17 protein-coding genes are annotated in these 13,988 nt (G+C 65.6%); 11 read left to right on the forward strand and 6 right to left on the reverse strand.

Going from position 1 to position 13,988, the window contains the following annotated elements:
- The first annotated feature begins 14 nt into the window (after positions 1 to 14).
- The 3 genes from ACK4FJ_RS14450 (at position 15) to ACK4FJ_RS14460 (ending at position 2,055) form a co-directional block, all read left to right on the forward strand.
- Positions 15 to 857, forward strand: a complete 843-nt coding sequence (locus tag ACK4FJ_RS14450; RefSeq protein ID WP_409767421.1) for an alpha/beta fold hydrolase — start codon at positions 15 to 17, stop codon at positions 855 to 857.
- Between the two features lie 72 nt (positions 858 to 929).
- Entirely contained in the window at positions 930 to 1,427 is a 498-nt protein-coding gene (locus ACK4FJ_RS14455; protein WP_409767422.1) for a Fur family transcriptional regulator, read from the forward strand.
- Positions 1,428 to 1,584: 157 nt separating this feature from the next.
- Complete coding sequence (locus tag ACK4FJ_RS14460) at positions 1,585 to 2,055, forward strand: aminoacyl-tRNA deacylase (RefSeq protein ID WP_409767423.1); 471 nt, start codon at positions 1,585 to 1,587, stop codon at positions 2,053 to 2,055.
- Between the two features lie 23 nt (positions 2,056 to 2,078).
- Here the strand turns inward: ACK4FJ_RS14460 and ACK4FJ_RS14465 are convergent, their stop codons facing one another.
- Genes ACK4FJ_RS14465 through metC form a run of 3 tightly spaced genes read right to left on the reverse strand, consistent with a single transcriptional unit; the run spans position 2,079 to position 4,884 of the window.
- Positions 2,079 to 2,834 (reverse strand): enoyl-CoA hydratase, encoded by a 756-nt coding sequence (locus ACK4FJ_RS14465; RefSeq protein ID WP_409767424.1) that lies wholly within the window; start codon positions 2,832 to 2,834, stop codon positions 2,079 to 2,081.
- A 12-nt stretch (positions 2,835 to 2,846) separates the two neighbouring features.
- Positions 2,847 to 3,701 carry a GNAT family N-acetyltransferase gene (locus ACK4FJ_RS14470; RefSeq protein ID WP_409767425.1) on the reverse strand — a complete coding sequence of 285 codons (855 nt, stop codon included), beginning with the start codon at positions 3,699 to 3,701 and terminating at the stop codon, positions 2,847 to 2,849.
- A gap of 1 nt (position 3,702) precedes the next feature.
- Positions 3,703 to 4,884 carry a cystathionine beta-lyase gene (gene metC, locus ACK4FJ_RS14475; protein WP_409767426.1) on the reverse strand — a complete coding sequence of 394 codons (1,182 nt, stop codon included), beginning with the start codon at positions 4,882 to 4,884 and terminating at the stop codon, positions 3,703 to 3,705.
- 129 nt (positions 4,885 to 5,013) lie between these two features.
- On the opposite strand from metC, the gene ACK4FJ_RS14480 reads away from it, so the two are divergent.
- The 7 genes from ACK4FJ_RS14480 (at position 5,014) to ACK4FJ_RS14510 (ending at position 11,639) form a co-directional block, all read left to right on the forward strand.
- Positions 5,014 to 6,423, forward strand: coding sequence for a M20 family metallopeptidase (locus ACK4FJ_RS14480; RefSeq protein WP_409767427.1), 1,410 nt, complete (start codon positions 5,014 to 5,016; stop codon positions 6,421 to 6,423).
- Positions 6,420 to 6,893 (forward strand): YqaA family protein, encoded by a 474-nt coding sequence (locus ACK4FJ_RS14485; RefSeq protein WP_409767428.1) that lies wholly within the window; start codon positions 6,420 to 6,422, stop codon positions 6,891 to 6,893. The genes ACK4FJ_RS14480 and ACK4FJ_RS14485 overlap by 4 nt, the downstream gene beginning before the upstream one ends.
- A gap of 59 nt (positions 6,894 to 6,952) precedes the next feature.
- Positions 6,953 to 7,972 carry an amino acid ABC transporter substrate-binding protein gene (locus ACK4FJ_RS14490; RefSeq protein ID WP_409767429.1) on the forward strand — a complete coding sequence of 340 codons (1,020 nt, stop codon included), beginning with the start codon at positions 6,953 to 6,955 and terminating at the stop codon, positions 7,970 to 7,972.
- Positions 7,973 to 8,083: 111 nt separating this feature from the next.
- Entirely contained in the window at positions 8,084 to 9,277 is a 1,194-nt protein-coding gene (locus ACK4FJ_RS14495; RefSeq protein ID WP_409767430.1) for an amino acid ABC transporter permease, read from the forward strand.
- Position 9,278: 1 nt separating this feature from the next.
- A complete protein-coding gene (locus ACK4FJ_RS14500) occupies positions 9,279 to 10,367 on the forward strand; it encodes an amino acid ABC transporter permease (protein ID WP_409767431.1) in 1,089 nt (362 codons plus the stop codon).
- Between the two features lie 14 nt (positions 10,368 to 10,381).
- The gene (locus ACK4FJ_RS14505) at positions 10,382 to 11,122 is read left to right on the forward strand and encodes an amino acid ABC transporter ATP-binding protein (RefSeq protein WP_409767432.1); all 741 of its coding nucleotides are present in this window, start codon (positions 10,382 to 10,384) and stop codon (positions 11,120 to 11,122) included.
- Positions 11,123 to 11,177: 55 nt separating this feature from the next.
- A complete protein-coding gene (locus ACK4FJ_RS14510; RefSeq protein ID WP_409767433.1) occupies positions 11,178 to 11,639 on the forward strand; it encodes a hypothetical protein in 462 nt (153 codons plus the stop codon).
- 9 nt (positions 11,640 to 11,648) lie between these two features.
- Here ACK4FJ_RS14510 and ACK4FJ_RS14515 read toward each other — a convergent pair whose 3' ends face one another.
- Both ACK4FJ_RS14515 and ACK4FJ_RS14520 read right to left on the reverse strand, forming a co-directional pair.
- Positions 11,649 to 11,969, reverse strand: a complete 321-nt coding sequence (locus ACK4FJ_RS14515) for an AzlD family protein (protein WP_409767434.1) — start codon at positions 11,967 to 11,969, stop codon at positions 11,649 to 11,651.
- On the reverse strand, positions 11,959 to 12,690 hold the full coding sequence (locus ACK4FJ_RS14520; RefSeq protein WP_409767435.1) for an AzlC family ABC transporter permease: 732 nt from the start codon (positions 12,688 to 12,690) through the stop codon (positions 11,959 to 11,961). The genes ACK4FJ_RS14515 and ACK4FJ_RS14520 overlap by 11 nt, the downstream gene beginning before the upstream one ends.
- Positions 12,691 to 12,742: 52 nt before the next feature.
- On the opposite strand from ACK4FJ_RS14520, the gene ACK4FJ_RS14525 reads away from it, so the two are divergent.
- Complete coding sequence (locus ACK4FJ_RS14525; RefSeq protein ID WP_409767436.1) at positions 12,743 to 13,378, forward strand: CGNR zinc finger domain-containing protein; 636 nt, start codon at positions 12,743 to 12,745, stop codon at positions 13,376 to 13,378.
- On the opposite strand, the gene ACK4FJ_RS14530 is transcribed toward ACK4FJ_RS14525, so the two are convergent.
- Positions 13,375 to 13,983 (reverse strand): GNAT family N-acetyltransferase, encoded by a 609-nt coding sequence (locus tag ACK4FJ_RS14530; protein ID WP_409767437.1) that lies wholly within the window; start codon positions 13,981 to 13,983, stop codon positions 13,375 to 13,377. The two genes, ACK4FJ_RS14525 and ACK4FJ_RS14530, sit on opposite strands and share 4 nt — an antisense overlap.
- Between the last annotated feature and the right edge of the window lie 5 nt (positions 13,984 to 13,988).

Raw genomic sequence — 13,988 nt, forward strand, 5'->3', positions numbered from 1 at the left:
TGGCGCATGAAATCATGACTGGGCGCTCGCGCTATTACGACCTGCTCGGCCGGTCGGTCCATTGCCTGGAATGGGGCGACGAGGCCGCGCCGGCGGTGGTCCTGTGGCACGGCTTCGCCCGCAACGCCCATGATTTCGAGTATCTGGCCGCCGCTTTGGCCGGGCGTTACCGCCTGATCGCGCCCGACACCATCGGCCGGGGCCTGAGCGCCTGGAGCCCGGAACCCGATGCGGAATACACCGTGCCGTTTTATGCCCGGCAGGCCGCGGCATTGCTGGATATGCTGAAGCTGCAGAGCGTGCGCTGGGTCGGCACCTCGATGGGCGGCCTGATCGGCATGGTCTGCGCGGCGACAGCCCTGAAGGCGCGCATCACCCATCTGGTGCTGAACGACGTGGGCCCGGCCATCGCGCCGGGTGCCGTGCAGCGCATCCTCTCCTATGCCGGCACGCCGCCCAGCTTTGCCAGCCTGCCCGAGCTGGAGCAGTATTTCCGCACCATCTATGCGCCGTTCGGCATCGCCTCGGATGATGGCTGGCGCCGCCTGGCGGAAACTTCGGCGCGGCGGTTGCCCGATGGCCGGCTGACCACCCATTACGATCCCGAGATCGCCGCCGTGCTGGGTCGCCAGAGTGCGGGTACCTCGGGCGATGCCTGGCCGATCTACGACCAGATCGTGGCCAGGACGCTGCTGCTGCGTGGCGCCGTGTCCGACCTGCTGAGCGATGAGACCGCCGCCGAGATGACCCGGCGCGGCCCGAAGGCGCGGCGTGTCGACATGCCCGGCATCGGCCATGCCCCGGCGCTGGATACCGCCGAGCAGGTGGCCCTGATCGCGCAATTCCTGGCCGAATAGGGGACTTCCGGGCCCCGGCGGGCCCTCGGGCAGGCGGTTGGCCGGAACAGCCTGCCGTCCTATACTGGTTGTATGTCCAGCGCCTCGCCCCAGCCCCACAATCACGCCCACAGCCATCGGCACGGCCACGACCATGCGGCCTGCATCAGTGATGCCTTGAGCCAGGCCGAAGCCCATTGCGCATCGACTGGCGCCAAGCTGACGCCGATCCGCCGCCGTGTGCTGGAACTGATCTGGCAGAGCCACAAGCCGGCCGGCGCCTACGATCTGCTGGCGCAGATGGGCGGCGACGGCCAGAAGGTGGCGCCACCCACCGTGTATCGCGCGCTGGATTTCCTGGTCGAACAGGGGCTGGTCCATCGCGTCGAAAGCCTGAACGCCTTCATCGGCTGTACCCATCCGGGCCATGCCGTGCAGCAGGAAATCTTCATCTGCAAAACCTGCGGCACCGCCATCGAGATCAACGATCCCGAACTCAGCCAGCGCATCCTGCAGGATGCCAAGGGGCTGGGCTTCATGGTCGAGCGCCAGACCATCGAAGTGGTCGGCATCTGCCGCGACTGCCGCTGAAGTGCCACGTTAGGCCGGGATTCCGCCAAAACAGATTCCTTGCGCATCGCCTGATCGGGTGTAGCCTGTAGGCATCGGCGGCGCGGCCGAAAAAAGCTTCATCATTCAGGCGGCGACCGTCCCCTTGCCAGAGGCTCCCTTGCCAGAGGAGGAAGCGATGGGACTTGCGATCAGCCTGCAGGAATATCTTGAGCGCTGCGATGTGCCCTATGAGGTGATCGAGCATCAGCGCGCCACCACGATGCTGGCGGCGGCACATTGCGCCGGTGTGCCGGAAGAAAAGGTAGCCAAGGCCGTGCTGCAGGAAGACGAAGACGGCTACATGCTGGCCCTCGTGCCGGCGGCCTGCGCCGTCGAACTCGGCCGGCTCAGCCGGATGTTGCAGCGGCGGATCGGGCTGGCGACGGAGAGCGAGGTGGCCGAACTGTTCGGCGATTGCGAAACCGGGGCAGTTCCGGCGCTCGGCACGCCCTATGGCGTCGAAGTGCTGATCGACGACCGGCTGGACGGCTGCGACGACCTCTATTTCGAGGGCGGCGACCACCGCAGCCTGGTGCATATCCGCGGCCGCGACCTGCGGCGCCTGCTGCCCGAAGCCCTGCATGCAAGGATCGGCACAGCCCACTAGCTGGATGCGCTAGCCGAATTTGCCTAGGAGAATTTCGGTGGCCGTTTCTCGAAGAAGGCCGTCATCGCTTCGCGGGCTTCCGCCGATTTCAGCTGGCTGCGGAAATGCACGCCCTCGGCGGCCATCTGGCCGGCGATGTCGCCGCGTGTCTGACGCAACAGCTGTTTTGTCAGGCGTAGCGCCGTCGGCGGTTTGGCAGCCAGCTTCGCCGCCACCTGCATCGCCTCGGGCAGTACTCGGGCATCGGGGAAGATGGCGTTGGCGATGCCATAGGCTTTCGCGGTCTCGGCATTGAACGGTTCACCCAGCAGCAGCAGTTCGGCGGCACGGTGATAACCGATCATGGCCGGCAGCAGCAGCGAGGAAGCAGCCTCGGGCACCAGCGCCAGGTTGACGAAGGGCAGCGACAGGCGGGCATCGGTGCCGACATAAACCAGGTCGCAATGCAGCAGCATGGTGGTGCCCACGCCGACGGCAACGCCGCTCACGGCCGCGACCAGCGGCTTGGACGCCGTGCTGATCGCGCGCAGGAAACGGAAGACCGGGCTTTCGTCGCCCTGCGGCGGGGTGTTGAGGAAATCCAGCAGGTCGTTGCCGGCAGTGAAGGCGCCGCCATTGCCGGCGAACACGATCACGCGCACGGCAGCGTCGGATTCGGCGGCTTCCAGCGCATCGGCCATCGCGGCGTACATGGCGCTGGTCAATGCGTTCTTCTTGTCGGGCCGGTTGATCGTGATGGTCAGGATGCCATCGGCCTTGGCTGTCAGAATCTCGCTCACGGCGCTGCTCCCCTACTGTTTGAACAGCAGGATCGCATAGTCGCCGACGGGGGTGAAGCCTAACGCAGCGTAAGCCGTCCTGGCCGCTTCATTGTCGACTGGCGTGAACAGCACGGCGAGGGCGGCCCCGGCCTGCCGGGCGGATGCCAGCGCGCCGGCCACCACGGCGCGGCCATAGCCGCGGCTGCGCAGGTCGGGCGGTGTCCAGACATTGCCGACCTGCACGGCATCGGGCAGGCGCGCATTGAAGCAGCAGCCCGCCACCGGGCGGGTGCCATCGAACAGCAGGAACTGGTCGCCTTCGGCCACCCAGCGCTCGACCTCGGCGCGGCAATGCTGCGACACCGTCTGCGACGGTGTGGCGCTCAGCGTTTCCTGGGTGAAGGCGAGACGCCATTCGGTCAGCAGATCGAGATCGGCTTCCGTCGCGCGCCGGCAGGTGAGCGACTGGTTGGGCAGGGGTGCCGGCTGGCGCAGCGCGTCGAGCCGGAGCGTCATCAGCACTTCCTTCGAGCGCAGGGTGCGATAGCGGTCGTCCAGCGCCAGCGCTTCCTGGGCATCCAGTGCCTGCTGCCAGGGGCCAAGGATGCCGGCCACCGGGCGGTCCGATACGGCAGCCCGCGCCACGGCACCGGCATGGTCCGGCGCGAACACGAGCAGCATGCCCTGCCAGTAATGCGCGGCTACGCCGAGGATGCGGTCGCCATCGAAGGCCGCGGCATACCGGCCCTGGTAGGGCTGGTCGCCATCGACAATACCGCCTCGGGCCAGATTGCCGCGCAGGATCATCGTCTCGGCCAGATGGGCATGCAGGAAGGCTTCCAGTTTCGGCTGGTCCTGCGGCGTGAGGATGCGGATATCGGCCATGTTACCCCTGCGCCTTGTTCAGCCGGTCGAAGCCGGCCTTCAGGTCGGCGATCAGGTCGTCGGTCGCTTCCAGGCCGATATGCAGGCGCAGCAGCGGCCCGTGGTCGCGCCAGGGTTCGGCGCTGCGGATGCCATGGGGCTTGGCCACCGTGACCAGGCTCTCGAAGCCGCCCCAGGAATAGCCGATGCCGAAGAGTTCGAGATGATCAACGAATTCCGCCACGGCCTCTTCGCCGTATTTGCGGTCCAGCTCGAAGGAGAACAGCCCGCAGGCGCCGAGGAAATCGCGTTTCCAGATCGCATGGCCGGGATCCTGCGGCAGGGCTGGATGCAGCACGCTGGTGACTTCCGCGCGGCCGCGCAGCCAGTCGGCCACGGTGATGCCGCTTTCCATATGGCGCGGCAGGCGCACCGCCATGGTGCGCAGGCCCCGCAGGCCCAGGAACACCTCGTCCGGGCCAGCATTGTTGCCCAGCGCGCGGGCGCTGTCGCGCAGCATCGGCCAGCTTTCCTTATTGGCAATCACCACGCCCAGCATCGCATCGGAATGGCCGACGATGTATTTCGTCGCCGCATGCACCGAGAGATCGACGCCGTGGCTGAAGCTCTTGAAATAGAGCGGCGTGCCCCAGGTATTGTCCATCACCACCTTCGCGCCGTGCTTGTGCGCGATTTCGGCCATGGCCGGCACGTCCTGCATCTCGAAAGTGAGCGAGCCTGGCGATTCCAGGAAGATCAGCGCGGTGTTCGGGCGCAGCAGATCCTTGATCCCGGCATTGATCGTGGGGCGGAAATACTCGGTCTCGACACCCAGCCGCTTCAGCACGGTGTCGCAGAAATGCCGGGTCGGGCCATAGACGCTGTCGGTGACCAGGATGTGATCGCCGGCCTTCACCGCGCTGAGGATCGCGCCGGAACAGGCTGCGGCGCCGGAGGGAAAACTGATGGCGCGATAGCCGCCCTCTAGTTCGGCCAGGGTATTCTCGAAGGCATAGGTCAGGGGCGTGCCGATCCGGCCGTAGGACGTCACCTGCTCGTCGCGCTCGCGGGCGGCGTAGACCTCCTTCAGTGCCTTCAGGCTGGGCTGCAGGATGGTCGAGGCGCGATAGACCGGGATATTCACCGCGCCGTGGTGGCCGTCGGGATCGCGGCCCAGCGCGGCGAGCTTGGTTTCGTCTTTCATGGCGGAACTCCAAATCTGAGCCCCAACTATCGCAAAGGCCGGCGGCCATGAGAAGACTTGGCCGGGTCGTGACAGGCTTCCCAGCCGCGCGGCGCGGCGTTATGAAAAGAAAAAGGAGTTTTTTTGCCAATGACCCGCGAAGCCGCCATCAAAGCCGCCACCGACTATCTCGACCAGGGCGGTTTCACAGCCGATCTGGCCCGCCGCGTTGCCATCCCGACCGAAAGCCAGAACCCCGATCGCCGGCCGGCCCTGGCGGATTACCTGGAAAAGGAAATGCGAGGCACTCTGGAGAAACTCGGTTTCTCCTGTGCGGTCCATGACAACCCGTCGCCAAAGGGCGGGCCGTTCCTGGTCGCCACCCGGCGCGAACCCGGTGCTACGAAAACGGTATTCTCCTATGGCCATGGCGATGTGATCCGCGGCCAGGATGCGCAGTGGCGCAGCGGTCTCAATCCGTGGCAGGTCGTGCAGGAAGGCGAGAAGCTCTATGGCCGTGGCACCGCCGACAACAAGGGCCAGCATACGGTGAATATCGCAGCGCTGGAGGCCGTGCTGAAGGCACGCGGCGGCAAGCTCGGTTTCAATGTCGTGCTGCTGATCGAAACCGGCGAGGAAGTCGGTTCGCCGGGCCTGAACGAATTCTGCGCAGCCCATAAGGCGGAGTGGGGCGCGAACCTGTTCCTTGCCTCCGATGGGCCGCGCCTGTCGCCGGAACGGCCGACATTGTATTGCGGCGCGCGCGGCGGCCTGAATTTCGACCTGACGGTCAACCTGCGCGAGGGTGCACACCACTCGGGCAACTGGGGCGGGCTGCTGGCCGATCCGGGCATCATCCTGGCCCATGCCATCGCCAGCATCGTCGGCCCGACCGGGCAGATCCGCATTCCGGAATGGGTGCCGACAGAACTGCCGGCCGGCGTGCGCCGCGCCCTGGCCGATTGCGAAGTGGGGGGCGGCAGCGACGGCCCGGCCGTCGACGCGTGGTGGGGCGAGCCGGGCCTGTCGCCGGCCGAACGCGTCTATGGCTGGTGCAGTTTCGACGTGCTGGCCTTCAAGACCGGCAATCCGGAAGCGCCGGTGAACGCGATCCCGGGCTTTGCGACCGCGCATTGCCAGATCCGGTTCGTCGTCGGCCCCGATCACACGCAGTTCCTGCCCGCCCTGCGCCGCCATCTCGACCGTCACGGTTTCCCGCAGGTGCAGGTGGCGCAGGCGCGCGCCGATATCTTCAAGGCCACGCGCCTCGATCCCGATCATCCCTATGTGCATTTCGCGCTGGCCTCGGTGGAGCGCACCATGGGCCGCCGGCCGGCCCTGCTGCCCAATCTGGGCGGCTCGCTGCCCAACGATGTTTTTGCCGACACAATGGGCCTGCCCACGGTGTGGATGCCGCATTCATACGCTGCCTGTTCGCAGCATGCGCCGAACGAGCATGTGCTGCTGCCGGTGATGCGCGAAGGCCTCGCCATGATGGCGGGCCTGTTATGGGATCTGGGCGAGGCGAACCACGACATCACCGGCAGACGCGCGGCGTGATCCCCGATCCGGCGCTGGCCGCGCAGTTCGGCGTCGCGGGGCTTTTCCTCTGGTCGCTGCTGGCCGCCACCCTTGTGCCGCTGTCGTCCGAGGCGGCACTGGCGGCTGCACGTGCGGCGGAAATTGCGCCGCCCCTGATTCTTTTTGCAGCGGCGACTGGCGGAAATGTGATTGGTGCACTGATCAACTGGCTGCTCGGGGCATGGTGCCTGCGCTTTGAGCATAAGCGCTGGTTTCCGATCACACCTGTGCAAATGCACAAAGCGCAACTGCAGTTTCAGCGCTGGGGTGCGATAGCCCTGCTTTTCTCTTGGATTCCAGTGATTGGCGACCCGCTGACCTTTGCTGCAGGTGCGTTGCGCTATCCCTTGGCCCGTTTCTTGATAGCAGTCAGCCTCGGCAAGGCAGCCCGTTACGCGGCGGTTCTGTGGATAACTGAGCTTGTCTTGCCGGTTTTTGCAGCGTCGTGATAATTTCACCACGGTTCTGCGGAAACGCAGTCCAAGTCACAACAGGGAAGGGTAACAAGATGAAACTTCTGCAAACGGCCGCAGCCGCGGCGGTGTTCGTATTCGCTGCGCACGGGGCGCAGGCGGGTGCCACGTTCGACGCCGTCAAGGCCAAGGGCTTCGTGCAGTGTGGAACCAACACCGGTCTGGGCGGTTTCGCTGCCCCGGACAGCCAGGGTGTCTGGAAGGGCCTCGACGTCGATGTCTGCCGAGCGGTTGCCGCTGCGGTGTTCGGCGACGCCTCGAAGGTCAAGTATACCGGTCTGACCGCCCAGCAGCGCTTCACCGCCCTGCAGTCGGGTGAAGTCGACCTGCTGTCGCGCAACACCACCCAGACGCTGACCCGTGATGCCTCGCTGGGCCTGATCGGCGTCGGCGTGAACTATTACGACGGCCAGGGCTTCATGGTCCGCAAGTCGCTTGGCGTGAAGAGCGCCAAGGAACTGAACGGCGCCACCGTCTGCGTGCAGCCCGGCACCACCACCGAGCTGAACCTCGCCGACTACTTCCGCGCCGAGAAGATGACCTTCAAGCCGGTCGTGATCGAGAAGCTGGACGAAGTGGTGGCCGCCTATGATTCGGGCCGCTGTGACGTCTACACCACCGACGCTTCGGGCCTGGCCGCTACCCGCGCGACCCAGCTCGCCAAGCCGGACGATCACCTGATCCTGCCGGAAATCATCTCCAAGGAGCCGCTCGGCCCGATGGTCCGTCAGGGTGACGACCAGTGGCTGGTCGTGGTCCGCTGGGCGCTGAACGCGATGATCGAGGCCGAGGAATACGGCATCACCTCAAAGAACGTCGACGAGATGCTGAAGAGCGAGAACCCGAACATCAAGCGCATCCTCGGCGTCACCCCCGGTGGCGGCAAGGCGCTGGGTCTCGACGAAAAGTGGGCCTACAACATCATCAAGCAGGTCGGCAATTACGGCGAGAGCTTCGAGCGTAATGTCGGCATGGGCAGCCCGTTGAAGCTCGCTCGCGGCGTCAATCAGCAGTGGTCGAAGGGCGGCGCTCTGTACGCCTGGCCGATCCGCTGATGCACTGACGCGCAGGACCGGCGGCGAAACAGGGCGCCGCCGGTCTCTGCACGTCAGGCTGTGCTTTCAGTTTGCAGTTTGCGTTTGTTTCGTAACAGCCATGGGGGGCACATGGCCAAAGGTAGTGTAGACGGCGCGCGATCCGCGCCGCCGCGGCGTCTGAGCTGGAACGACCCGGATGTCCGTTCGATTGTCTATCAGGCGGTCGCGCTGGTTCTGGTGGTCGTGATCGGCTGGTTCCTGGTTTCGAACACGCTGCATAATCTTTCGACCCGCAATATCTCTACGGGTTTCGATTTTCTCTCCAGGGAATCCGGTTTTGCCATCGGCGAATCGCCGATCGCCTACGGGCCGGAAAACACCTATGCCCGCGCGGTTCTGGTTGGTGTGCTGAACACCATCCGGGTCGCCGTCGTCGGCATCATCCTGGCCACCATCATCGGCACCATCATCGGTATCGCGCGCCTGTCGAAGAACTGGCTGGTTGCCAAGCTGGCGATGGTCTACGTCGAGGTGATCCGCAACATTCCGCTGCTGCTGCAGCTGTTCTTCTGGTACGCGATCATCACCGAAACGATGCCGGGCCCGCGGCAGGCGCTGAACCTGCTGCCGGGTGTGTTCATTTCGAATCGCGGCGTGAAGGTGCCGGCGCCGACCGACCACTTCGCCTATGATCTAGCGGCCATCGGTTTCCTGTTCGCCATCCTGCTGATCATCATGGTCGTGCGATTTGCCCGCAAACGGCAGGACGCCACGGGCCAGGCTTTTCCGGTCTACCGCACTGGCATCGCCCTGCTGCTTGGCATGCCGCTGCTCGGCTGGCTGATCGGCGGCGCGCCGCTGGAACTGGATGTACCCAAGCTGCAGGGGTTTAATTTCGTCGGCGGCGCCACGCTCACGCCTGAATTCGCCGCCCTGCTGTTCGGCCTCGTGCTCTACACGGCCGGCTTCATCGCCGAAGTGGTGCGCTCGGGCATCCAGGCCGTGAATTACGGCCAATGGGAAGCGGCCGCTGCGCTGGGCCTCAGTCGGGCCCAGACCCTGCGCCTGATCGTGCTGCCGCAGTCGCTGCGCGTGATCATCCCGCCGATGACCAGCCAGTATCTGAACCTTACCAAGAACAGCTCGCTGGCCGTGGCGATCGGTTATCCCGACATCGTCTCCATCGCCAATACGACGCTGAACCAGACCGGCCAGGCCATCGAAGGCATCCTGATCATCATGGCGGTCTACCTGACCATCAGCCTGTCGATCTCGGTCTTCATGAACTGGTACAACAAACACATTGCGCTGGTGGAGCGGTAAGATGACGACAGCCAGCGAATCCCTGCCGCCGCCGACCTCCACCACCGGGCCGATTGCCTGGGTGCGCGAGCGCCTGTTCTCTTCGCCGCTCAACGCCATCCTGACCATCCTGTCGGTCTGGATACTGCTGATGGCGATCCCCCCCTTCGTGGAATGGGCGCTGATCAAGGCGAATTTCACCGCCGGCACCTATCAGGAATGCCGCGCCAGCGGCGGAGCCTGCTGGGCCTTTATCGGTCAGAAATACCGCCTGATCCTGTTCGGCCTGTATCCCTACGAGGAACAGTGGCGACCGCTGATCAGTGCGGTCCTGCTGATCGCGATGATCGTCATGAGCTGCATGCCGCGATTCTGGAATCTCAGTCTGATCGGCATCTGGATCGGAGGCCTGGTCGCAGTGGCGATCCTGATGTGGGGCGGAATCTTCGGCCTGCGCTATGTCGAGAATACCCTGTGGGGCGGCCTGCCGCTGACCCTGATCCTGGCCACCTTCGGCATCGCCCTGGCTTTCCCCTTCGGCGTGCTGCTGGCCCTGGGCCGGCGGTCGCGCATGCCGGCGATCAAGACGCTGTGCGTCATGTATATCGAACTGATCCGCGGCGTGCCCCTGATCAGCATGTTGTTCATGTCGTCGGTGATGCTGCCGCTGTTCCTGCCGGAAGGCTACAGCATCGACAAGCTGCTGCGCGCCCAGATCGCCATCATCATGTTCTCTGCCGCCTATCTGGCCGAGGTGGTGCGCGGCGGCCTGCAGGCGATCCCGAAGGGGCAGTATGAGGGCGCCGAATCGCTGGGCCTGAACTACGCGCAAAAGATGGGGCTGGTGATCCTGCCGCAGGCGCTGAAGATCGTGATCCCGCCGCTGGTCAGCCTGTTCATCGCGGTGTTCAAGGATACCTCGCTGGTGGTGATCATCGGCATCTACGACCTGATGCAGTCGGCCAAGGTCTCGCTCACCGATCCGGCCTGGCGCGGCTTCTCCATCGAGGCCTATGTCTTCGTATCGGCGATCTACTTCGTCTTCTGTTACTCCATCTCCAAATACAGCCAGTCGCTCGAAGCGCGTCTGGCCACCGGACACAAGCGTTAAGGGAACCGCCGCTCATGGCCGCACCGATCATCGAACTGCAGAAAGTCAACAAGTGGTATGGTGAGTTCCACGTGCTGCGCGACATCAACCTGTCGGTGGCGCGTGGCGAGCGCATCGTGATCTGCGGGCCTTCGGGCTCGGGCAAGTCAACGATGATCCGTTGCATCAACCGGCTGGAGGAACACCAGCAGGGCCACATCATCGTTGATGGCACCGAACTGACCAACGACCTGAAAAACATCGATGCCATCCGCCGCGAGGTTGGTATGGTTTTCCAGCATTTCAACTTATTCCCCCATCTTACCGTGCTGGAAAACCTCACCATCGGTCCGGTCTGGGTGCTGAAGAAGCCCAAGGCCGAGGCCGAGGCCACCGCGATGAAATACCTGGAGCGCGTGCGTATCCCCGAGCAGGCCAAGAAATATCCCGGTCAGCTTTCCGGCGGCCAGCAGCAGCGCGTCGCCATTGCCCGCTCGCTTTGCATGAACCCCAAGATCATGCTGTTCGACGAGCCGACTTCGGCGCTCGACCCGGAAATGGTCAAGGAAGTGCTCGACGTGATGGTCGGTCTGGCGGAAGAGGGTGGCATGACCATGCTCTGCGTTACCCACGAGATGGGTTTCGCCCGCAAGGTGGCCAACCGGGTGATCTTCATGGATCGCGGCGAGATCATCGAGCAGAACACGCCCGATGAATTCTTCTCCAACCCGCAGAACGACCGCACCAAGCTGTTCCTGAGCCAGATCCTGCACTGACCTCGGCTGATTCCATGCTATGCTCCTGCCCGGCTCATAACCGGGGAGGAGCGTCATGCGCAGCATCGCCGCCATTCTTCTTGCGTTGTTACCTGCGGCTGCCGCCGCTCAGTTGCCGGCGGTCGACCCGGCCGGACAATACCGGCTGATTGGCCCGGCCGAGCGCAGCGACAGCCGCTGCATCGGCCGGCCGGAAACCCCGCTCTGTGCCGTCGAAACCCTGCTGGCCTGCTTCGCCCGTCGCGATGCCGCACTCTGCCGTGCCGTCTGGCCGCAGGCGGCTTCGCTGGATTTCACCCGGGCGGGGCATATCCGCTACTGGTGGAGCTATCGCGTCGCCGCTGCCGAGCAGGCCAATCCGGACGAGGCGGTGATCGCCATTGCCGGGCGCAATTGCGGCCTGCAGATGGCCGAACCCGATTGCATCACCACGCCGGCGCCGCCGACGCGCTACCGCGTGCAGCGGCAGGGCAATGCTTGGCGCGTGGTGGAATGGTCGTCGCCGCCCGGCAACTGAGAGGCTAATTTAAAGCGGCAGCCAGCGCAGGCCGGCTGCCACCGCCATGCCGATCAGGATCGCCGTCATCGGCCGACGGAAGGCCAGCATCACGGCAAAGGTGGCGCCCAGGCCGCACCACATGGTCCAGTCGCCATTCATGGCCGCCGCTGTCACGATGGCGATCAGTACGCCGCCGGCGGTCTGGCGCAGGAAGCGTTCGATGCGCGGCGAGATGGTGACATAGCCCATCAGCCAGAAGCCGCCGGCCCGCGTCACGTAGGTGGCCAGCGCCATGCCGATGATGGCCAGCAGCGCGATGCTGTTGATGCCCAGGATCTCAGTCGGCATGGCGCAGCAGCCCCACAAGGCCGGCACAGAGGCCGCCGATCAGGATATACCAGTTGCCGGGCAGCCAGAGCAGGCTGGCCGCCGTGCCCGCAATGGCGGCGGCCCAGGGCAGTGCGTCGCCGCGTCCGCGATACAGGCCGATGACGGAGGTGGCGAACACGCCGGCGATCAGCACGTCCAGACCCCAGCGTTTCGGCTCCAGTCCGGCGCCGCCGACCAGGGCGCCGGCCAGCGTGCCGCCGGTCCAGACCGGCCATTGCATGATGATGGTGCCGAGCAGGATCCCGAGGTCGCGCCGGCCGCGCATCATTTCCTGCAGGGTGATGGCCCAGCCGGCATCGGTCATGCCGCCAGCCAGCGGCAGCACCAGCTTGCGCGGCAGGTTGGAAATGAAGGGGTGCAAAGCCGCGCCCATTACCACATGGCGCGCATTGACCAGAAAGGCCGTCAGCACCATCGCCATCAGCGGCAGCGGCGTGACCCACAGGCTGAGCACGGCGAACTGCGCGCTGCCGGCAAAGAGCAGCGCACTCATCAGCGTGGCCTCGCCCGGCGTCACGCCCACGCCGGCCGCTGCCGCGCCATAGGCCAGGCCGAAGGGCAGCGCGCTGATGCTGAAGGGCAGGGTCAGCTTCATGCCGCGCCAGACACCGGCGCGGGTGAAGACGGCCGGTTCGGCCTCGGCTTGCTGGGGGGCGGATTGCTGGGAGGCTGATTCCATCGGGCGGAAACTAGGCATTGGCGGCGGGGCAGTCAACCGGTATGATGGTTATATGAAAGAGCCGCTCCGCGTCCTCGACCTTGGCCTGCTCGGCGGGCATCCGGCGCTCGATTTCGTCAACACGCTCGACTGGCGCGGGCGCACGGCGGCCGAGGGTGGGCCGGAGGAAACCCTGGTCTCCTACGCCGCCCTGCTGGCCTGGTGCCGGCGGGCCGGAATCCTGACTGCACCAACGGCGACCGAACTCGAACGCCTGGCTGCCAAGGCGCCGGCCCGGGCGGAGGCCGTGCGCGGCGAGGCCATCGCCCTGCGCGAGGCCGTGTTCCACCTGGCCGATGCGCTGCGTCAGGGCCGCACGGCGGCAAAGGCCGATCTGGCGATCCTCAACCGCTGCCTGCTGGAATATCCCGAAGGCCGGGCACTGGCGCCGTCGCAGGGCCGGCTGGTCTGGCGCAGCCATGGCGACGGCATCGACCTCGGCTCGCCGCTTGGCGCCATCGCGCGGCTGGCGGCGGATCTACTGGTGACGGCGGAGCCTGAGAGTATCCACTGCTGCGCCGGGCCGGGCTGCGGCTGGCTGTTCCACGATACCAGCCCGAACAAGCGCCGCCGCTGGTGCTCGATGGAGGCCTGCGGCAACCGCGCCAAGGCGCGGCGGCATTACCAGCGGGTGAAAGCCGCCGGCTAGCGCCGCGGATCGAACAGCGCCTCGCGTGTCTGATACGGGCGGAAGCCGAGCTTCTGGTACAGCGGCAGGGCGGCCGGATGATCCAGGTTACAGGTATTCACCGTCAGGCGCTTCGTGTCGTAGGAAAACGCCTGCCGGATGCCGGCGCGCAGCAGCCACGGCCCGATGCCGCGGCCGAAGAATTCCGGCGCCAGGCCGAAATAGGCGATGTTGATCGGTTTGGTCTCGTCACTGGCCTCGGCGCGGCGGTCGAGTTCGATATAGCCGGCCGGAACGCCGCCCACATAGGGCACCCAGATTTCCACCAGCGGGTCGCCGATGATATGACCCAGCGCCACGTCGCTCATGCGGTGGCGGTCGACCCAGTGCCAGCGGCTGCCCACCACCTCGTAGAGATAGCGGTAGAAGCCCACCGTGGGCTTGTCGAGCCGCAGCAGCGCCAGCTTGGGCACCAGCGGCGGCGGGTTGGGCGCCTCGGGCGGCGCCCGCGTCATGTCGAGATAGACGACGGTGACGTTGTAGCGGCCGTCGTCCAGCAGCGTTGCCGGCGGCAGGCGGAAGATCGCCTGCTCGACGCGGCCCTCGCTGCTCCGCGCTTCCGCCATGCCGG

Source organism: Ferrovibrio sp. (assembly GCF_046297595.1).
Classification (GTDB): Bacteria; Pseudomonadota; Alphaproteobacteria; order Ferrovibrionales; family Ferrovibrionaceae; genus Ferrovibrio.